An 18,515-nucleotide genomic window follows, 5' to 3' on the forward strand; every position below is an offset into this window, starting at 1 on the left:
GGCCCATTCCAATGTTACTGCTGTGCCTCGGTCGCGGCCTTGATCGCCTTTTCCGTTTCCGGATCGGTATATTCGATCTTCAGGTCAGCACGGTCCTTCTTGACCAATTCCATGTAGCGCTCACGAATGAGGATGGACTTGACCTGGTCCTTCACCTGATCGAACGCCGGCGGCTGCTGCGGGCGCTTGTCTTCCAGTTTGATCACGTGGAATCCGAACTGTGTCTGAACCGGTTCCTTGGTGTACTTGCCGATTTCGAGGGCATTGGCTGCCTTGTCGAATTCCGGCACCATCTGGCCGGGACCGAAATAACCGAGATCGCCGCCCTGGGCGGCCGAACCGTCCGTCGACTTTTCCTTGGCAACATCTTCGAAGGAGGCTCCGCCATCGAGCTGCTTGATGATTGCTTCCGCTTCTTCCTTCGTCTTTACCAGAATGTGACGGGCGCGAACTTCGTTCTGGGCTGGCATTGCTGCCATTTCCTTGTCGTAGCGGGCGCGCACGTCGGCGTCAGTGATCTTGTCGACGACCTGCTGCTTGAAGTAGTCGTTGTGCAGAGCGCGGTCTTTCAGGAATTCCATGCGAGCCTTGAATTCCGGGTCTGATCCAGCTTCTCGGTCTCGGCCTTGGCCGAAAGCGACTTGATGTCAATAATCGCGGCCAGAGCGGCCAAACGCCGCTGATCGTCGGGCAGACGCGCAAATTGGGGATCGAGGTCCGTGGAAATCTGATCGACATCCTTCTGCGTGATCTTGGTGCCGTTGATTGTTGCCAATACCTTGTTGGGATCCGCCTTCGCAGCATCCGCCTGAGCGGCGTCCGGCTTGGCAGGGTCCGTCTTGCCGGTGTCCTGGGCTATTGCCACAGAGGAAATACCGGTCAAAAATACGGCAGCAGTCATAAATGAAAGGGTTTTGCGCAATTGGTTCATGGGTCAATTTCTCCTTGGGAGGACCGGTACGGGCTATGAATACGGCAGAATTTTGCCACGATGCAGCAATAACAGCGTGCTGCTTCAACATTGACATCATTCAAGCCCCCTCTTATCTGTCCAACGGCTTTGCGTCCAGATAGCTTGGCAACGGATATGCTTGGTACATGGGGCATGATGCCTGCACCGTATCAGCTGTTTCAAAAGCCGGGCGGCGGGTAATTAAATGTCAGATTTTTCTGACAAAACGAATTAGAGAGGACCAGGGATGGTCAGTTTCGGCGGCCTTGCCCGCAAGATTTTCGGCTCTTCCAATGAGCGCCGTGTCAAGAGCTTCAAACCCCGCGTTGATGCAATCAATGCGCTTGAAGCGGAAATTTCATCACTTACCGATGAACAGTTGAAGGCAAAGACCGCTGAATTCCGCGCGAAACTTGCCGAAGGGACAAAACTTGACGATCTGCTCGTCCCGGCTTTTGCCGTGGTGCGCGAGGCGGCCAAGCGTGTCCTCGGCATGCGTCCCTTTGACGTACAGCTGATCGGCGGCATGGTCCTGCACAATGGTGGCATTTCTGAAATGCGTACCGGCGAAGGCAAGACGCTCGTTGCGACCTTGCCAGTCTACCTCAACGCGCTTGAGGGCAAGGGCGTGCATGTCGTGACCGTCAACGACTACCTCGCGACCCGCGATGCGCACTGGATGGGCCAGGTCTATAATTTCCTCGGCCTCACCTACGGCATTATTGTCCACGGACTCGATGACGAGGAACGTGCCACCGCCTATCGTGCGGACATCACGTACGCCACAAATAATGAACTCGGCTTTGACTACCTGCGCGATAACATGAAATATGAGCGCGCCCAGATGGTGCAGCGGCCGCATCATTACGCGATCGTCGACGAAGTTGACTCGATCCTCGTCGATGAAGCCCGCACGCCGCTGATCATTTCCGGCCCGCTGGATGACCGCTCCGACTTCTACAATCTCATCGATACGTTTATCCTGCCGCTGAGACCGGAAGATTACGAGATCGACGAAAAGCAGAAGACGGCCATCTTCACCGAGGAAGGTACCGAGAAGCTTGAGAACCTGCTCAAGGCAGCCGGGCACCTCAAGGGCGAAGGTCTATACGACATCGAGAATGTTGCTGTCGTGCATCACGTCAACAATGCGCTGCGCGCCCACAAGCTTTTCCAGAAGGACAAGGACTACATCGTCCGCAATGACGAGATCGTCATTATCGATGAGTTCACCGGCCGCATGATGCCGGGCCGCCGCTTTTCTGAAGGCCTGCATCAGGCACTCGAAGCCAAGGAACACGTGACGATCCAGCCGGAAAATCAGACACTGGCCTCGATCACGTTCCAGAACTATTTCCGCATGTACAAGAAGCTTGCCGGCATGACCGGCACCGCCTCCACCGAAGCGGAAGAGTTCGGCAATATTTATGGCCTCGAGGTCACGGAAATCCCGACCAATCTTCCTGTTCAGCGGGCCGACGAGGACGATGAGGTCTACCGGACTGTCGAGGAGAAATACAAGGCGATCGTTCGCGATATCCGCGAGGCAACCGCCAAGGGCCAGCCTATCCTCGTTGGCACCACGTCGATCGAAAAATCCGAACAGCTTGCAGAGCGCCTGCGCAAGGAGGGCTTCAAGGACTTCCAGGTTCTCAACGCCCGTTACCATGAGCAAGAAGCCTATATCGTCGCCCAGGCCGGCGTACCCGGCGCAATCACCATCGCCACGAACATGGCTGGCCGCGGCACCGATATTCAGCTCGGCGGCAATGTGGAAATGCGTATCGCGCGGGAACTCGACGATATGCCGCATGGTGAAGAGCGCAAGGCCAAGGAAGCTGCCATTCGCGATGATATTGCCCGTCTGAAAGAGAAGGCGCTGGCCGCCGGCGGTCTTTACGTCCTGGCGACCGAGCGGCACGAAAGCCGCCGCATTGACAACCAGTTGCGCGGCCGTTCGGGCCGTCAGGGTGATCCGGGGCGTTCGAAATTCTTCCTGTCGCTTCAGGATGATCTGATGCGTATTTTCGGCTCAGAACGCATGGACGGCATGCTGCAGAAGCTCGGCCTGAAGGAAGACGAAGCCATCGTCCATCCCTGGATCAACAAGGCGCTGGAAAAGGCGCAGAAGAAGGTGGAAGCGCGAAATTTCGACATCCGCAAGAACCTTCTCAAATATGACGACGTGATGAATGATCAGCGCAAGGTGATCTTCGAGCAGCGCATCGAGCTGATGGACAGCACCAACCTCAGCGAAACGACCAAGGAAATGCGCGAAGATGTGGTCGATGACCTGATTTCGCGGCATACGCCTGAAGGTGCCTACGCGGAGCAGTGGAATATCAAGCAGCTCGACGAGGACGTACGCAATATTCTCAACCTCGATCTGCCGATCACCGAATGGGCACTCGAAGACGGCATTACACCGGATGATATTCGTGAACGCCTGACGGATGCAGTGGAGAAGGCAGCCGCGGATCGTGCCGAACGTTTCGGCCCGGAGATCATGGCCTATGTCGAGAAATCGGTCATCCTTCAGACCCTGGATGCCTTGTGGCGCGAACATCTCGTCAATCTGGATCATCTCCGTTCCGTTGTCGGCTTCCGTGGTTATGCCCAGCGTGACCCGCTGAACGAGTACAAGACGGAAGGTTTCGAGCTCTTCCAGACGATGCTGATCAATCTGCGCCAGAACGTGACGACGCAGCTGATGCGCGTCGAAATCGTGCGCGAAGCGGCAAGTGCCCCGGAGCCGGCCCTGCCGGTGATGGAAGGTCACCACATCGATGGCTTTACTGGTGAGGATGATTTCGGCGAGGGCAGTGTTCTTGCGGTGCAGGAAGATTTGCGTGTCGTCGATCCGGCGGACCGCGACCCCGACAATCCGCAGACCTGGGGCAAGATTGGCCGCAACGAGGCCTGCCCCTGCGGCTCCGGCAAGAAATACAAGCACTGTCACGGCGCCTTCGTCTGACAATCACTGACAATCACCGAAAAGGCCGCACTCATGATGCGGCCTTTTTGCATGGTTTCCAAAGCAGAACCCGTTGACTTTTCGAACCGTTTCTAAAGGTTTACGGGTTATAGCGTCTGGCATTGGAACGATTGGAGCTGCCCTTGCGAATTTCTGCGGTCGGAGCTGCGGTCCGGTTTTTGCCGGAAAAATTGTCACAGCAGCTTAATCCGTGGCTCTTGCGCGTGGATCAGATGCTTGACGGATCAACCGAGCACGCCGTTGCACAGCGTGTTTCGCTGATCGCGTTTTTCGTGCGCATTGTCAGCGCAGCCATTGCCCTCGTCTCGCAGGTGATTTTCGCACGCTGGATGGGCCAGTTCGAATACGGCATCTTTGTCCTGGTGTGGGTAACGGTCGTCATTCTCGGCAATCTGTCGTGCCTGGGATTCCAGACCAGCATCATCCGCTTCGTGCCGGAATATCTCGAGCGCCAGCAACTGGATCACTTGCGCGGCATGCTGTTTACCAGCAAGGCCTTTGCACTGGGCCTGACCACGTGCATTGCGCTGGCGGGCGCTGCTGGCGTCTACTTCTTCCGCGAAACGATCAGAATCCTACTACGTCGTGCCATTCATGATCGGCTTCATCTGCCTGCCGATGATTGCGCTTGGCGACACGCTCGATGGAACGGCGCGATCGCGGTCGTGGGCGTTCGTCGCCCTCACGCCAACCTACATCATCCGGCCGGTTCTCACCTTGCTGGTGATGAGCATCCTGCATATTACCGGCTTCGCTCCAACTGCGGTAACGGCCGTATCCTCGGCGATCATCGCAACCTATACGACAACGCTGTTTCAGTTGCTTGTCGTCAACCACAGGTTCCGCACCGTCGTCGCGCCCGGCGCGAGGCAAATCCGTTTTGGCGAGTGGTTTGCCGTCTCGCTGCCCATCTTCCTGGTCGAAGGATTTTTCTTCCTGCTCACCAATGCCGACGTCCTGATGGTCGGGCGCTTCATGGACCCCGACAAGGTCGCGACCTATTTCGCCACGGTGAAGCTGCTCGCATTGGTGCATTTCGTCTATTTTTCAGTGAAGGCAGGCGCTGCGCAGCGTTATTCGGAACTGATGCACAGCCATGACAATGTTCAATTGGCGCAATTCGCACGGGACACTGCGCGCTGGACCTTCTGGCCGTCACTCGGGATGGCAATCGTCCTGCTGCTGCTTGGAAAACCACTGCTCTACCTCTTCGGCGCCCAGTTCACCGATGGCTATCCATTGCTGTTCGTTCTGGTGATCGGCGTTGTCGCCCGCGCTTCGGTCGGCCCGGCGGAGAGCCTCCTCAACATGGCCGGCAAGCAAAAAATCTGCGCCATGGTCTATGCCGTCACACTGATTGTTAACATCTGTCTCAGCATTGTATTGATACCGGTTTATGGCCTCGCTGGCGCCGCATTCGCCACTGCCTTCTCGATGGTATTTGAGGCGGTGACACTCGCGCTGACTGTTTACAATCGTCTGAACATCACCATGTTCGTGTTTGCCGGCAGGACGAATGCAAGTCCTGCCAAGGAAGAAATCTGATGGCAGCCATACCGCTTCTCGAAGAATTGGCCGGGGGTCCCTCCTCGCAGATCATTGCACAGCTCTCGGGATTCGATCACCCGCACGATGCGGCAAAGCAGATAGAGGAGACCCTGGGAAATCGCGGCGTACCGCGCAAGCTCTCCGTCTACTCGGCCTCTGCCGGCTTCGAACTGCTCGATGAACTCGAATACCTGACCTACAGAACCGTCGAGCCCAATATCTTCTTCAATCCGCGCTTCCTGGCGCCGGCCATGCCGCGTCTCGATGACCGGCAAGTCCGTTTCATGGTCATGCGCGACGAAAATGACGTGAAAAGCCGTCTGCGCTTCCTCATGCCCTATACAATCGAACGGCCCGGCTTCACCGTGTCGGCCTCGATCCTGCGCGCCTGGGCCACACCCTTTGGCCCCCAGGGCACACCGCTGATCGACAGGGACGATCCTGTCGGCGTACTCAACGATCTGTTCGATATGCTGGCGCGCAAGCACCTCAAATTCCCCGATATTCTCGTCCTTCCCGATGTATTGCTGAACCGTCCGGTGGCGCAGCTGATCCGCTCGGTTGCCATGGACCGCAATCTTCCGCTCGTGTCCGTCAATCAGGTCGAACGCCCGTTCCTCGAAAGCGCCAAGGAAGGCGAGGAATACCTGCGTGATGCGATCGGCCCGCGCCACGCCAAGGAATATCGCAGGCTTTGGCGCCGTCTTTCAGAAAAGGGCAAGCTGACCTATACAGTGAGCCGCAGCGGTGAGGATATCCGCCTCAAGCTGGAAGAGTTTCTGGCGCTGGAAGCCAGCGGCTGGAAGGGCCAGCGCGGCTCGGCGATGGCCGTCGATCGTTTCCGCGCCGCCTTTGCCCGCGAAGCCGTCAATAACCTCGCCGCCCGCGATCTGGCCCGCATTCACACGCTCGAACTTGAGGGCAAGACCATCGCCGTGCTCGTCGTCTTTGTCGAAGCCGGCGAGGCCTGGACCTGGAAGACCGCTTATGACGAGAGTCTGGCGGCCTATTCACCCGGCGTTCTCCTGATGATCGAGATGCTCAAGAACCACCTTGATGACCCGAACATCGACCGGACCGATTCCTGCGCCGTGCCCGACCACCCCGTCGCCTCGCGGCTGTTTCAGGAACGGGAGCCCATCGGCACGCTCGTGATCGGATTGACGCCGGCGGCGGATCGCGCTGCACGGCAGGCAGCGTCGCAGCTTCACCTCTACCGGCGCACGCAAAATCTTGCGCGTGTCGTCCGGGAACGTCTGCGCGATCTGACGCGGCGGAAATAGGGGCTTTCCGGAAAATTACACCTGAGCCGCCGCAGTGTGGTAGGCTATCCTGCTAGAAACCGACTTTCATCATCATTGATGGCTGTCCCGCACGGGAACCGGCCACCATTGCTGGAGGGTTGATCCATCATGCGTATCGCGCTGTTAGCGGCAACGGTTTTGATGATATTAACTGGCTGCGCTTCATCAGGAAATGTCAGTCCGCTGGTGTTCTGCGACACCCCCGGTTCTTTTAAATCCACGGCAACTACCCACTGCACGCCGCGGCTCGGCCACAAATACTAAGACGTCGCCTGCCGCGTATCCGGTCTGAAAGGGTTGAACACATGACACGTATTGCGATGCTTTTGGCAGCCTTGTTGATGATTTTGCCCGGCTGCACTTCGTCCGGCAACGTTAGCCCACTGGTATTCTGTGATCGGCCAAGCGACTTTGGTGCCAAGGTGTTCACCAATTGCACCTACCGCGTGAACGACTACTGAATTTCCGCGAGCAACCAGAAATCGGGCTTTTGCCCTGCTAGTGGTGCCCCCTGCCGGAATCGAACCAGCACTCCTTTCGGAACCTGATTTTGAGTCAGGCGCGTCTACCAATTCCGCCAAGGGGGCCGCCAGACAGGCGTCGATCTGGGCGAACCAAATCCGTAAAGCCAAATACATGCAGAGGCGGCCTTCGGTCAACACCAATAAGACGTTTTCTCGATGATAACGCACTCGTGTGTTGCTGCACTGGCAGCGGACCACTAAAGGCGACACGCGGGATCGGGCAAAAGTGCAACGCCGGGCCGCTAAATTTGAGCGAAACGATTCCATTCGGGCGAAGTTTGCTCTAAAGATCACCGGCCTTTTCCAAACAACTCCCCCGACAGGAACCCACTTATGCTGCGCAGACTTTACGATTGGACGATGTCTCTTGCCGCGCGCAAATCGGCGGAAGTCTGGCTCGCAATCATCGCCTTCGTCGAAAGTTCGGTGTTTCTCGTCCCGGCCGATGTGCTTTACCTTCCTATGGCGCTGGCACGGCCCGATCGCGCCTATCGCTATGCACTCGTGGCAACCCTCGCGTCGGTCCTCGGTGGCATAGCCGGCTGGCTTCTCGGCTATTACGCCTATGAGACATTGGCAAAACCCATTCTTGAAATGTACGGCAAGCTGGACGCTTTCGAGCAGTTGCGCGGTTCTACCAGCGCCGATGCGATCCTCCTTCTGCTGGTTACATCGGGGCTTGCCCATCTGCCGCCCATCAAGGTCGTGACCATCCTTTCCGGAGCCGCCGCGATCAATATCTGGCTGTTCATCGCCTCGGCGATCATCGCGCGCGGCGCACGCTTCTTTTTCCTCGCCTGGCTGCTGCGCCGCTATGGCGAACCAATTCGTCACTTCATCGAGAAGCGGCTGGGCCTGATCGCAAGCGCGGCCGCAGCCGTCCTAATTTTGCTCTATGCCTTGTTCCATTATTATCACCTGTGATTCAGATCATGAATGAGGACGTCAAATACATCATGGCTACCACCAGTACCTCCGCCCACCTCAAGACCGCCATCTTCCTCTTGCTGGCCATGATCGTCACAGTCGGATCTGCACTCGGTTTTCAATATATCGGCGGCTATCTTCCCTGCAAATTGTGCCTGGAACAGCGCTATCCCTACTATGCCGGAATCCCGCTGATGGCGCTCGCGGTGGCTTCGTCAAGCTTGAAATGGCCTGCCGGTCTCACACGTCTTCTGCTGGCACTCGGCGGAATCCTGATGCTCATCGGACTGGGACTGGCGATTTTCCACGCTGGCGTGGAGTGGAAGTTCTGGGCCGGCCCGACGGATTGTACTGCGGTTTCCATGTCGATCACGACAGACGCAGGCAATCTGCTCAATGACATGAATGCCGTTCATCCGCCCGCATGCGATACCGCGGCGCTGCGTGTGCTCGGCCTTTCCTTTGCCGGCTGGAACGCAATCGCGAGCCTTGTTCTGATGACAGTCGCTTTCCGGGGGGCTAGAAAAGCCTAGATACGCTTTCTTGAATCTCAAGAGCGTAGTTGAGACCTTCTGACAATTCAGCCCGGTGAGTCAGCTGGTGTGGTTTTCGAGAACCGGAGCGCAGCGTACGTATAGTACGTGAGCACCGGAAGCACAGAAAATCGCATCAGATGGCCACCGGGGTGGATTGGCTGAAGGTCTCTAAGGTTCCAGCTCGACATCCCAGTAGAGATAATCCATCCAGCTTTCGTGCAGGTGGTTTGGGGGAAACAGGCGGCCATTATTGTGCAGGTCGTGCACCGTCGGCTGATAAGGCTTTTGCCGCGGCCACATTTTCGCCCGGTTGGGCATCAAGCCGCCCTTGCGAAGATTGCAGGGCGAACAGGCGGCCACGACATTCTCCCAGATCGTCTCGCCGCCGGCACAACGCGGAATAACGTGATCGAATGTGAGGTCTTCCTCGGAGCCGCAGTACTGGCACTCGAACCGGTCGCGCAGGAAAACATTGAACCGGGTAAAAGCGGGGTTTCGCGATGGCTTGATGTAGGTCTTGAGCGAAACCACGCTGGGCAGCCGCATGGCGAAGGAGGGCGAAGATACCTCGTGCTCATATTCCGCGACGATGTTCACACGGTCGAGAAAGACCGCCTTGATCGCGTCCTGCCAGGACCAGAGCGACAAGGGGTAATAACTGAGCGGACGATAGTCCGCATTGAGCACCAAAGCCGGTAACCCGTCCGGCGAGACGGCTATTGTCAAGGAATCAACTCCCAATCCAACCATCAGGCCCCATTATTGTAAGCTGGACGTGACAGGAATGTGAAGCGAATTGCTGTGATTGTTGAGGAAAAACCCCGTTATTTCAACTTCATGCGATTGGTGTGCCATCGCGGCCACGGGTTGCGGCGTAGTAAGCCCAGAAAAGTCGGGCTGCAACACCGCGCCAGGGCGACCAGCGCTCGGCAAAAAGCCGCAGCGCTTTTGAGTCCGGCCGGACTGATTCGCAGTAGGCATGGGCATAGGCATGCTGGAGCGCGACATCGCCCGACGGGAAGACATCCGCATGTCCGGCCGAGAACAGGAGATAGACTTCCGCCGTCCATGGGCCAATGCCCTTCACGCTTGTCATCACCTGCATGGCCTCATCGATCGGCCGGTCGCACAGGTCGAAAAGATCGAGCTCGCCGGCAATGATCGCCTCGCTGATGCGGGCAAGCGTCGCCTGCTTGGCACGCGACAGACCGGCGAGCCGCCACGCCTCCTCACCGCCCGCCAGATAGTTTTCCGGGGTGAGCGGATCGATAAGCCGGACGAGGCGGTCCCAAATCGAAGCAGCACTCGCCTTGGAGACCTGCTGCGATACAATCACCGAAGCAAGACTTTCAAAACCCGGCTCGGAGCGGCGTAACGGCAACGGCCCTGCCCGCTCAGCGATGACGCCAAGCTCCGGATGGGTTTGCAGCAAGGCTTCCAGGCCTTCGGCGATATCGTCGAGTGTATCTATCCTGCGCATATGTCTTCAACCGTTCGCTTTGCATCGTTTCGCAAACACCGTATCAATTGCTGCGATACCCACGCAAGAACGCCACTCATCACTCATGACAGTTCCGGTATTCCGATTTGCTCCAAGTCCCAATGGCCATCTGCACCTTGGCCATGCCTATTCGGCTTTGCTAAACCAGCAAATGGCACGCAATACGGGCGGAAGGTTGCTCCTGCGCATGGAAGACATCGACCGCGAGCGCTGCACCCCAGATTTGGAACGGGCCATGCTTGAGGACCTGCGGTGGATAGGACTCGACTGGGAAACACCCGTTCGCCGCCAGTCCGAGCACTTTGCCGTCTACCACAAAGCATTGAGCAAGCTGATCGGCATGGAACTTGTCTATCCGGCATTCCTTAGCCGCAGTGATATCAAGCGGGCAATTGAAGCGATGCCCGGAGACAGGGATCACTGGCCGCGTGATCCCGATGGGGCGCTTCACTACCCGCCAAACGACCGGATGCTTTCAAAAAGCGAGCGCGACCGGCGAGATCGGCGAAGGACAACCTTTCTCCTGGCGCTTGAATATGCAGCGCGCGCTTGAACATGTTGGCGAGAAACTCTCGTGGAGCGAAACCGCACCTGACAGACATCTGGTCGAGGCGCGGCCGCAGGATTGGGGCGACGTCATCATCGCGCGCAAGGACATGCCGACGAGCTATCACTTGTCCGTCGTCATCGACGATGCCCTGCAGGGCATCACCCATGTCGTCCGCGGCACGGACCTCTTTCACGCCACCAGCGTACATCGTCTCCTGCAGCGGCTGTTCGATATCGATCCTCCTGTCTACCACCATCACGCGCTGGTGCTCGACCGCGACGGCCAGAAACTCTCGAAAAGCCGCAAGGATACGGCCCTGCGCGAATTGCGCGAACAGGGTAAGACGCCCCAGGAGATACGTGGTTTGGTTGGGTTGTGAGTTCAAACGCAACAATTATCGTGCGTGGTGCGCCGCCTGGCCTTCAAACGACGTCTGGTTGTTGTGACCAATTCGGTATACATGATCTCGACAAATCATTCCTGCCCGGTTCCCCACTCATGTCTGTCCGCTATTTCCCCGCCTTGTTCGTCATCCTCTGGGCCACCGGCTTCATTGGCGCGCGTTATGCCATGCCTTATATGGAGCCGTTCCTGTTCCTGACGGCGCGGTTTGTCATTGCTGGCGCTATCCTCGGCATCTGGGTAGTCCTGGCCGGCAGCCACTGGCCGAACAAGCGCGGCGCCATGCATGCGATCGTCGCCGGTTGCCTCATACACGGCGTCTATCTGGGCGCAGTCTTCTGGGCCATCCACAATGGACTGCCGGCGGGTATGTCCGCTCTCGTTGTCGGGTTGCAGCCATTGATCACGGCGTTGATTGCCGGCCTGGCTCTTGGCGAGACAATTCAGCCGCGTCATTGGGCCGGACTGGCCGTCGGGTTCAGCGGCGTCGCCATGGTCCTTTGGCCAAAGCTGTCGATTTCCGCTGACGGCATCACACCCGCGACCGTCACGGCATCGATCGTGTCCGTGCTTGCCATCAGCGCCGGCACGGTCTGGCAGAAACGCTATGTCGGTGCGATCGACCTGAAGGCGGGGACGGCACTGCAATATCTCGGTGCCGCGGTACTCACCGGCATATTCTCGCTGCTGTTCGAGACGCACATCATCATCTGGTCAGGCCCATTGGTATTTGCCATGTTCTGGCTGGTGTTCGTCCTTTCCATCGGTGCAGTGCTGCTCCTGATGATTCTCATCAATCAGGGCGCAGTGTCTAAGGTCGCGTCGCTGTTTTACCTGGTACCGGGTGTCACCGCCCTGATGGCCTACGCGCTTTTCGGTGAAACGCTGACATTGTTCCAACTGGTTGGGATGTTTATCGCGGCGGCTTGGGGTCGCCCTGTCGACCGGTCAAAGACGTTCGGCCGCCTTGCCTTCCCAATAGCGGATGATTGCAGCATTGATCTCGGCGCCGATGATGAAAATTGCCGCGATGATATAGAGAAAAACGATCGCTGCCATGATCGAGGCAAGACCCGCATAGGTCGACACGTAAGTGGCGAACGTTTCAAGATAGTTGGCAAAGATCGTGGCACCCGCGGTCCAGGCGATGAGCGTCAGCAAAATACCCGGAAGGATATCGATCAGCCTGCGGCGCCCCGCCGGCAGCCACAAATGCACAACCAGAAGTCCGACGACAAGCACAGTCGTCGCGATGACATAGCGCCAAAAGCCGATCGTCCCGGACACGAGCGCAATCTCAGGGATCCATTTTTCGGCAATGCGGACGGCAAGCGGCGCCAGGACCAGCAGAAAGCTGATTGCCATGATGCCGACTGTCGCGACGATGACATAACCCAGACTTTGCAGGCGGCAATAGATGATCGAACGTGTATCGATCACCCGGTAGGCCCGGTTGAGGGCGACGCGCAGTGCTTCGATGCCATTGGAGGCGAAGTAAGCCGCTGCGATCACGCTGATCGTCAACAGGCCGCTGCGCTGCACGTTGAGGACATTGCGTACTTCCCGCGCAATCGGCGTTGCGATAACGTCGGGCCAGGTATCGAAGATCACATGGACGGCCGTATCCGTGAAAGCGCTCGCACCGAGAAAACTGGCAAGCGCGGTTGCGAAGATCAGGAACGGGAACAGTGCCATGATGCCGGAAAGTGCGACGTGGCTGGCCAGCGCCCAACCATCATCCGTAAGGAAATGCCCCAGCGCGTCGGCGATCACACGCCGGAGAAAACCATATAATTTACGCATCAATGATGTTTTGCCCCCTTGATCCGTGAGATTGCAAGGCGTTGGCGAATATGTGAAGTCTTTTCTTACTCAATCGATTGATTTGAAACATGCGGTAAACATGGCCCGTTCCAGAACGATTTTGATCACAGGATGTTCCAGCGGGATAGGTGCCCACTGTGCGCGGGTGTTGAAAACCGATGGATGGACCGTCTTCGCCACAGCGCGGCAGGCATCGGATATCGATGCGTTGAAAGCGGATGGTCTGTCCGCCCACTATCTCGACTATCGCGAACCGGATTCCATTGCCGCGCTCGTGAACACCGTACTGGACGAAACCGGCGGGAGGCTCGATGCACTTTTCAACAATGGCGCCTATGCCCTGCCCGGCGCGGTAGAGGATTTGCCTATCGCCGGCCTGCGCGAACAGTTCGACGCCAATTTCTTCGGTTGGCATGAACTGACGCAGCACCTTGTTCCCGTCATGCGCAAGCAGGGGTACGGCAGGATCGTTCACTGCTCATCGATCCTTGGCCTCGTGCCGATGAAATGGCGCGGTGCCTATGTCGCATCCAAGTTCGCGCTGGAAGGCCTGATGCTGGTGCAGCGCATGGAGCTGGAAGGATCTGGCGTTCATGTGTCGATGATCGAGCCTGGGCCTATCGCGACGCAATTCACCTACAACGCACTCAAGCAGTTCGAAAGCCACATCGACGTGGAAAACTCCGCGCACCGCGACGACTATCGCCGATTGATCGCACGATTATCGGGTGGGGGGACAAAGTCGAAATTCAAACTCGGTCCAGATGCGGTCTATGCGGTGCTGAAGGACGCATTGGAAAATCCTCGTCCGCGGCCCCATTATCTGGTAACGCGTCCGGCAAAATTTACAGTCTTTGCCCGCAGATTTCTGTCAAAACGTGCGCTATACCGCATGCTTGCGAGCCAATCATGATAGGATCAGTCAGCAACGGCGGCTGATCTGAAAGGAAAGACCCATGGATATCATCTTCAAGTTTCTGGCGGTCGTCGCCATTGCCGCAGTCACGATTGTCCTTCTCATTGGCCTGCGCAACATGATGAAGGGCGGCGATGCCAACTTCTCCAACAAGATGATGCAATTGCGCATCTTCCTGCAGCTTATCGCCATCATACTTATCGTCGGCGCTATCTATTTCCACCGCTCGGCGGGCTAGTCCCGAGGATAGAACCCCCATGGTCAAGCTGAACAAGATCTACACCCGCACGGGCGATGACGGCACCACCGGCCTCGGCAACGGCGAACGGCGCCTCAAGCATGATCTCCGCGTGGAAGCCTATGGCACTGTGGACGAAGCCAACTCCTGCATCGGCCTCGCCCGGCTGCATACGGAAAAAGCCTTTCCGGAACTTCGATGCCATGCTCATGCGCATCCAGAACGATCTCTTCGATCTCGGGGCTGATCTCGCAACCCCGGACACGGGCCAGACGCTGCCTTACGAGCCGCTGCGGATCATCGACAGCCAGGTTTCGCGGCTTGAGGCCGACATTGACCAATTGAACGCAAACCTCGCGCCCTTGCGCTCCTTCGTCCTCCCAGGAGGTTCCCCCGCCTCCGCCGCGCTGCACCTTGCCCGCACCGTCGCCCGCCGTGCCGAACGGTATATGGTGGAACTCGCGCAAAAGCCGCACGAGGCGGTCACCCCCGCCGCACTGAAATACATCAACCGTGTCTCGGATTTTCTCTTTGTCGCCGCCCGCGTGGTCAATGACAATGGCTCGAGGGACGTGTTATGGGTGCCGGGTCACAATCGCTGAGACGCAAAAACCCGCAGAGGCAGGAACCCGGCGCCGATGTTCATTCCATTGCATGACGCCAACAGCCTCAAATACATCAAGCTGCAATATGTCACGCTGTCGCTGATTGCGATCAATGTGCTTGTCTTCCTGCTGATGAGCGTCTCGGGTGATTACGCGCAAGCCGCCGCCGTCGGCCTCGGCTATATACCTGCGGTCATCCACGATCTGGCGATTTTACCCGCAAGCTATTATTTCGTGCCGCGGGATTTCACCTATGTCACCTACGCGTTTCTTCATGCCGACATCTTCCACCTCGGCGGTAACATGCTGTTCCTCTGGGTTTTCGGCGACAATATCGAAGATGCGCTTGGGCACATCAAGTTCCTGATCTTCTACCTTCTCTGCGCTGCCGCCGGAGCATTCCTGCACGGGGTGATCCTGCCTGATTCCGAGGCGCCGCTGATCGGTGCATCGGGTGCCATTGCGGGCATCGTCTCTGCCTATCTGCTGCTGCACCCGCGTGTGAAAGTATGGGTGCTCGCCTTTGGACGCATACCCTTGCGTATCCCGGCCATCTATCCGCTCATCTTGTGGGTGGCGACGCAGTTCCTGATGCTCGTTTGGGGTGGCGGGGAGCAGGTCTCTTGGCCTGCCCATGTTGGCGGCATCATCGCCGGTGTCTTGCTCATCGTCATCCTCAAGCGACGAAGCGTGCCGCTGTTTGACCGGGCCATCGTCTCGCCGCGCGCCGTGGTGACCGACAAACCTACCGAACCGGCAACCTCTCAAACAGAACCGATCAAGTGGGGACGATAGCCCCCGGCCATTCAATCGGTTGAAGTTCCATATGAGACGCGACGGTGATTGACCTTTACGTCACTCATAATTACGGTCCCGCGCAACATAGAGCCAGAGTGTCGTTTTTTTCACCTCAATGTCGGCATCCGGCAAGCGGGTGTGTTATCGAGGCGGTTAAATCTGCCTTTCGTTTTTATAAGAGGGAGTCCCCATGAAAGTCCTCGTACCGGTAAAGCGGGTAGTCGATTACAACGTGAAGATCAGGGTAAAGGGCGACGGCTCCGGCGTTGAACTTGCCAATGTGAAGATGTCGATGAACCCGTTCGACGAAATCGCGGTCGAGGAAGCGCTTCGTCTGAAGGAAGCCGGCAAGGTCGAGGAAGTGATCGTCGTATCGATCGGACCGGCGCAGGCTCAGGAAACCATCCGCACCGCGCTGGCCATGGGTGCCGATCGCGGCATTCTCGTCAAGGTCGACGATATCGTTGAGCCGCTGGCCGTCGCCAAGATCCTCAAGGGCGTTGTCGAAGCAGAACAGCCGCAGCTGGTCATTCTCGGCAAGCAGGCGATCGACGATGATGCCAACCAGACCGGCCAGATGCTCTCTGCTCTGCTTGGCTGGAGCCAGGGCACCTTCGCTTCGAAAGTGGAGCTCGGCGGCGACACTGCCAAGGTCACCCGCGAAGTCGACGGCGGCCTGCAGACCATCGAAATCAAGCTGCCTGCGATCGTCACCACCGATCTTCGCCTCAATCAGCCGCGTTATGCCTCGCTGCCGAACATCATGAAGGCCAAGAAGAAGCCGCTGGATGAAAAGTCCGCTGCCGATTATGGCGTCGACACCAAGCCGCGCCTCAAGGTGTTGAAAACCGAAGAGCCAGGCGGCCGCAAGGCGGGCGTCAAGGTCAAGGATGTTGCTGAACTCGTCAGCAGGCTGAAGAACGAAGCCGGCGTTCTCTAGGATCAGGAAAGGAACACAACATGGCTATTCTTCTTTTTGCCGAACATGACAACGAGACCCTTTCCGACCAGACCGCCAAGGCGCTGACGGCGGCGCTTGCCATCGGTTCCGATGTGCATGTGCTGGTGGCCGGCAAGGGCGCAAAGGGCGTCGCCGATCAGGCCGCAAAGCTCGCGGGCGTCAAGAAAGTCCTGCTTGCCGACAGTCCTGACCTCGAAAACCGTCTTGCCGAGGCCAGCGCAGCGCTCATCGTTTCGCTTGCCGGAAATTATGACACGATCATTGCTGCGGCCACGACCAACGGCAAGAATATCCTGCCGCGCGTCGCCGCCTTGCTCGACGTCATGCAGGTTTCGGACATCATCGAGGTGATCTCACCCGACACGTTCAAACGTCCGATCTACGCCGGCAATGCGCTTCAGACCGTGCAGGCGACCGACGCCAAGAAAGTCATCACGGTTCGTACCGCAACCTTTGCCGCGGCCGCCGAAGGCGGTTCGGCTTCGGTAGAGACTGTCTCCGCCGCGACCGACCCGGGCCTGTCGAAGTTCGTCGAAGCCAAGCTTTCCGGCGGCGATCGTCCGGAACTCACTTCCGCGAAGATCATCATCTCCGGCGGGCGTGCCCTCGGCTCGAGCGAAAAATTCAAGGAAGTGATCCTTCCGGTCGCAGACAAGCTCGGCGCTGCCGTCGGTGCGTCGCGTGCTGCGGTTGATGCTGGTTACGCCCCGAACGATTGGCAGGTTGGCCAGACCGGCAAAGTGGTCGCGCCGGACCTTTACATCGCCGTCGGTATCTCCGGTGCCATTCAGCATCTTGCCGGCATGAAGGATCTCGAAAGTGATCGTCGCCATCAACAAGGACGAAGAGGCCCCCATCTTCCAGGTCGCCGATTACGGTCTCGTCGGTGACCTCTTCACCATCCTGCCGGAGCTTGAAAAGGCACTTTGAATTTAATCCATGTTTTGAAATGAAATTATCTGGCCGGGGTAGACGAACGCTACTCCGGCCATTTAGTTTGTGTGATATAAATAAAGCAAAACGGATGGAAACATGGCTGGTACGATCAAGACTGTAGGCATTATTGGCGCAGGGCAAATGGGCTCGGGCATTGCCCACGTCTGCGCCGTGGCCGGATATAATGTTTTGATCCACGACCAATCTGCCGAACAGCTGGAAAAGGCCATCGCCACCGTCAACGGCAACATGGCCCGTCAGGTTTCCCACGGCAAACTGGAGGAACCGGAGCGCGTCAAGGCAATGGCGCATATCCGCCCAGCTTTGCGGATGGAAGATCTGTCCGGAGTCGATCTTGCCATTGAGGCCGCAACGGAAGACGAGACCGTCAAGCGCAAGATTTTTGCGCAGCTTTGCCCCAATCTCAATCCCGAAGCGATCCTCGCCACCAACACTTCGTCCATTTCGATCACGCGCCTTGCGGCGACCACTGACCGGCCCGAACGTTTCATCGGCATCCACTTCATGAACCCGGTTCCGGTAATGAAGCTTGTCGAGCTCATTCGCGGCATTGCCACCGAAAATGTGACTTTCGAGAGCGCACGCCAATTCGTCGCCAGCCTCGACAAGACGATCACCGTTGCCGAAGATTTTCCGGCCTTCATCGTCAACCGCATTCTGTTGCCAATGATCAACGAAGCGATCTATGTGCTTTATGAGGGCGTGGGTTCGGTCGAAGCCATCGATACGGCGATGAAACTGGGCGCCAATCACCCGATGGGGCCGCTGCAGCTTGCCGATTTCATCGGGCTAGACACCTGCCTTTCGATCATGCAGGTGCTCTATGACGGTCTTGCGGATTCGAAGTACCGGCCCTGCCCGCTTCTTGTCAAATATGTCGAAGCCGGCTGGCTGGGACGCAAGGCCGGCCGCGGTTTCTACGATTATCGCGGCGAACATCCCGTTCCGACACGGTGACGGGACGGGCACGTTATGGC

At 57.7% G+C, this 18,515-nt stretch carries 14 protein-coding genes, 1 tRNA gene and 6 pseudogenes; 15 read left to right on the forward strand and 6 right to left on the reverse strand.

All coding sequences use genetic code 11. From position 1 onward, the window contains the following. Positions 1-14: 14 nt before the first annotated feature. Positions 15-931, reverse strand: a pseudogene (locus tag N8E89_RS04135) (peptidylprolyl isomerase). Between the two features lie 268 nt (positions 932-1,199). Here N8E89_RS04135 and secA point away from each other — a divergent pair. The 3 genes and pseudogenes from secA to bspF all read left to right on the forward strand — a co-directional run bounded on the left by secA (position 1,200) and on the right by bspF (position 6,778). Continuing rightward, positions 1,200-3,926, forward strand: coding sequence for a preprotein translocase subunit SecA (gene secA, locus N8E89_RS04140; RefSeq protein WP_106666909.1), 2,727 nt, complete (start codon positions 1,200-1,202; stop codon positions 3,924-3,926). A gap of 143 nt (positions 3,927-4,069) precedes the next feature. After that, positions 4,070-5,492 (forward strand): annotated as a pseudogene (locus tag N8E89_RS04145) (lipopolysaccharide biosynthesis protein). Next, positions 5,492-6,778: a type IV secretion system effector crotonyl transferase BspF gene (gene bspF / locus N8E89_RS04150; protein ID WP_106666910.1), complete on the forward strand. Its 1,287-nt coding sequence runs from the start codon at positions 5,492-5,494 to the stop codon at positions 6,776-6,778. The pseudogene N8E89_RS04145 and the gene bspF overlap by 1 nt, the downstream one beginning before the upstream one ends. Positions 6,779-6,822: 44 nt before the next feature. On the opposite strand, the gene N8E89_RS04155 is transcribed toward bspF, so the two are convergent. Beyond that, positions 6,823-7,020 carry a hypothetical protein gene (locus N8E89_RS04155; protein WP_146147873.1) on the reverse strand — a complete coding sequence of 66 codons (198 nt, stop codon included), beginning with the start codon at positions 7,018-7,020 and terminating at the stop codon, positions 6,823-6,825. Between the two features lie 84 nt (positions 7,021-7,104). On the opposite strand from N8E89_RS04155, the gene N8E89_RS04160 reads away from it, so the two are divergent. Further along, positions 7,105-7,260, forward strand: a complete 156-nt coding sequence (locus N8E89_RS04160; RefSeq protein WP_162707288.1) for a hypothetical protein — start codon at positions 7,105-7,107, stop codon at positions 7,258-7,260. 41 nt (positions 7,261-7,301) lie between these two features. On the opposite strand, the gene N8E89_RS04165 is transcribed toward N8E89_RS04160, so the two are convergent. Beyond that, positions 7,302-7,386, reverse strand: a tRNA-Leu gene (locus tag N8E89_RS04165). Positions 7,387-7,656: 270 nt separating this feature from the next. Here N8E89_RS04165 and N8E89_RS04170 point away from each other — a divergent pair. Together N8E89_RS04170 and N8E89_RS04175 are read left to right on the forward strand one after the other, a co-directional pair. Further along, on the forward strand, positions 7,657-8,247 hold the full coding sequence (locus tag N8E89_RS04170; RefSeq protein ID WP_106666911.1) for a YqaA family protein: 591 nt from the start codon (positions 7,657-7,659) through the stop codon (positions 8,245-8,247). A gap of 8 nt (positions 8,248-8,255) precedes the next feature. Then, positions 8,256-8,783, forward strand: a complete 528-nt coding sequence (locus tag N8E89_RS04175) for a disulfide bond formation protein B (RefSeq protein ID WP_410010334.1) — start codon at positions 8,256-8,258, stop codon at positions 8,781-8,783. 171 nt (positions 8,784-8,954) lie between these two features. Here N8E89_RS04175 and N8E89_RS04180 read toward each other — a convergent pair whose 3' ends face one another. Together N8E89_RS04180 and N8E89_RS04185 are read right to left on the reverse strand one after the other, a co-directional pair. Then, on the reverse strand, positions 8,955-9,512 hold the full coding sequence (locus N8E89_RS04180; protein WP_106666912.1) for an HNH endonuclease: 558 nt from the start codon (positions 9,510-9,512) through the stop codon (positions 8,955-8,957). A gap of 109 nt (positions 9,513-9,621) precedes the next feature. Beyond that, positions 9,622-10,266 carry a DNA-3-methyladenine glycosylase family protein gene (locus tag N8E89_RS04185; protein WP_262261215.1) on the reverse strand — a complete coding sequence of 215 codons (645 nt, stop codon included), beginning with the start codon at positions 10,264-10,266 and terminating at the stop codon, positions 9,622-9,624. 85 nt (positions 10,267-10,351) lie between these two features. Between N8E89_RS04185 and gluQRS the strand changes: the two are divergent. Both gluQRS and N8E89_RS04195 read left to right on the forward strand, forming a co-directional pair. Then, positions 10,352-11,216, forward strand: a pseudogene (gene gluQRS, locus N8E89_RS04190) (tRNA glutamyl-Q(34) synthetase GluQRS). 200 nt (positions 11,217-11,416) lie between these two features. Beyond that, positions 11,417-12,103, forward strand: a pseudogene (locus tag N8E89_RS04195) (DMT family transporter); the annotation flags it as partial. An 84-nt stretch (positions 12,104-12,187) separates the two neighbouring features. On the opposite strand, the gene N8E89_RS04200 reads toward N8E89_RS04195, so the two are convergent. Continuing rightward, positions 12,188-13,042 (reverse strand): YihY/virulence factor BrkB family protein, encoded by an 855-nt coding sequence (locus N8E89_RS04200; protein ID WP_106666915.1) that lies wholly within the window; start codon positions 13,040-13,042, stop codon positions 12,188-12,190. Positions 13,043-13,142: 100 nt separating this feature from the next. On the opposite strand from N8E89_RS04200, the gene N8E89_RS04205 reads away from it, so the two are divergent. The 7 genes and pseudogenes from N8E89_RS04205 to N8E89_RS04235 all read left to right on the forward strand — a co-directional run bounded on the left by N8E89_RS04205 (position 13,143) and on the right by N8E89_RS04235 (position 18,495). After that, positions 13,143-13,976, forward strand: coding sequence for an SDR family oxidoreductase (locus tag N8E89_RS04205; RefSeq protein WP_262261216.1), 834 nt, complete (start codon positions 13,143-13,145; stop codon positions 13,974-13,976). 43 nt (positions 13,977-14,019) lie between these two features. Next, positions 14,020-14,217, forward strand: a complete 198-nt coding sequence (locus N8E89_RS04210; protein ID WP_099997916.1) for a twin transmembrane helix small protein — start codon at positions 14,020-14,022, stop codon at positions 14,215-14,217. A 19-nt stretch (positions 14,218-14,236) separates the two neighbouring features. Further along, positions 14,237-14,819, forward strand: a pseudogene (locus N8E89_RS04215) (cob(I)yrinic acid a,c-diamide adenosyltransferase). Positions 14,820-14,855: 36 nt separating this feature from the next. Next, entirely contained in the window at positions 14,856-15,617 is a 762-nt protein-coding gene (locus N8E89_RS04220) for a rhomboid family intramembrane serine protease (RefSeq protein WP_262261217.1), read from the forward strand. 193 nt (positions 15,618-15,810) lie between these two features. Then, on the forward strand, positions 15,811-16,560 hold the full coding sequence (locus tag N8E89_RS04225) for an electron transfer flavoprotein subunit beta/FixA family protein (protein WP_262261218.1): 750 nt from the start codon (positions 15,811-15,813) through the stop codon (positions 16,558-16,560). Positions 16,561-16,580: 20 nt separating this feature from the next. Further along, positions 16,581-17,511 (forward strand): annotated as a pseudogene (locus tag N8E89_RS04230) (electron transfer flavoprotein subunit alpha/FixB family protein). A gap of 102 nt (positions 17,512-17,613) precedes the next feature. Further along, positions 17,614-18,495: a 3-hydroxybutyryl-CoA dehydrogenase gene (locus N8E89_RS04235; RefSeq protein WP_106666921.1), complete on the forward strand. Its 882-nt coding sequence runs from the start codon at positions 17,614-17,616 to the stop codon at positions 18,493-18,495. Positions 18,496-18,515: the final 20 nt, after the last annotated feature.

It is taken from the genome of Phyllobacterium sp. A18/5-2, assembly GCF_025452215.1.
In the GTDB taxonomy this organism is placed as follows: Bacteria; Pseudomonadota; Alphaproteobacteria; order Rhizobiales; family Rhizobiaceae; genus Phyllobacterium; species Phyllobacterium sophorae.

Bases quoted from the DNA above. Each gene is read 5' to 3' on its own strand.
- secA (WP_106666909.1), top strand. From the start codon at position 1,200: ATGGTCAGTTTCGGCGGCCTTGCCCGCAAGATTTTCGGCTCTTCCAAT.
- bspF (WP_106666910.1), top strand. From the start codon at position 5,492: ATGGCAGCCATACCGCTTCTCGAAGAATTGGCCGGGGGTCCCTCCTCG.
- N8E89_RS04160 (WP_162707288.1), top strand. From the start codon at position 7,105: ATGACACGTATTGCGATGCTTTTGGCAGCCTTGTTGATGATTTTGCCC.
- N8E89_RS04170 (WP_106666911.1), top strand. From the start codon at position 7,657: ATGCTGCGCAGACTTTACGATTGGACGATGTCTCTTGCCGCGCGCAAA.
- N8E89_RS04175 (WP_410010334.1), top strand. From the start codon at position 8,256: ATGAATGAGGACGTCAAATACATCATGGCTACCACCAGTACCTCCGCC.
- N8E89_RS04185 (WP_262261215.1), bottom strand. From the start codon at position 10,266: ATGCGCAGGATAGATACACTCGACGATATCGCCGAAGGCCTGGAAGCC.
- N8E89_RS04200 (WP_106666915.1), bottom strand. From the start codon at position 13,042: ATGCGTAAATTATATGGTTTTCTCCGGCGTGTGATCGCCGACGCGCTG.
- N8E89_RS04205 (WP_262261216.1), top strand. From the start codon at position 13,143: ATGGCCCGTTCCAGAACGATTTTGATCACAGGATGTTCCAGCGGGATA.
- N8E89_RS04210 (WP_099997916.1), top strand. From the start codon at position 14,020: ATGGATATCATCTTCAAGTTTCTGGCGGTCGTCGCCATTGCCGCAGTC.
- N8E89_RS04220 (WP_262261217.1), top strand. From the start codon at position 14,856: ATGTTCATTCCATTGCATGACGCCAACAGCCTCAAATACATCAAGCTG.
- N8E89_RS04225 (WP_262261218.1), top strand. From the start codon at position 15,811: ATGAAAGTCCTCGTACCGGTAAAGCGGGTAGTCGATTACAACGTGAAG.
- N8E89_RS04235 (WP_106666921.1), top strand. From the start codon at position 17,614: ATGGCTGGTACGATCAAGACTGTAGGCATTATTGGCGCAGGGCAAATG.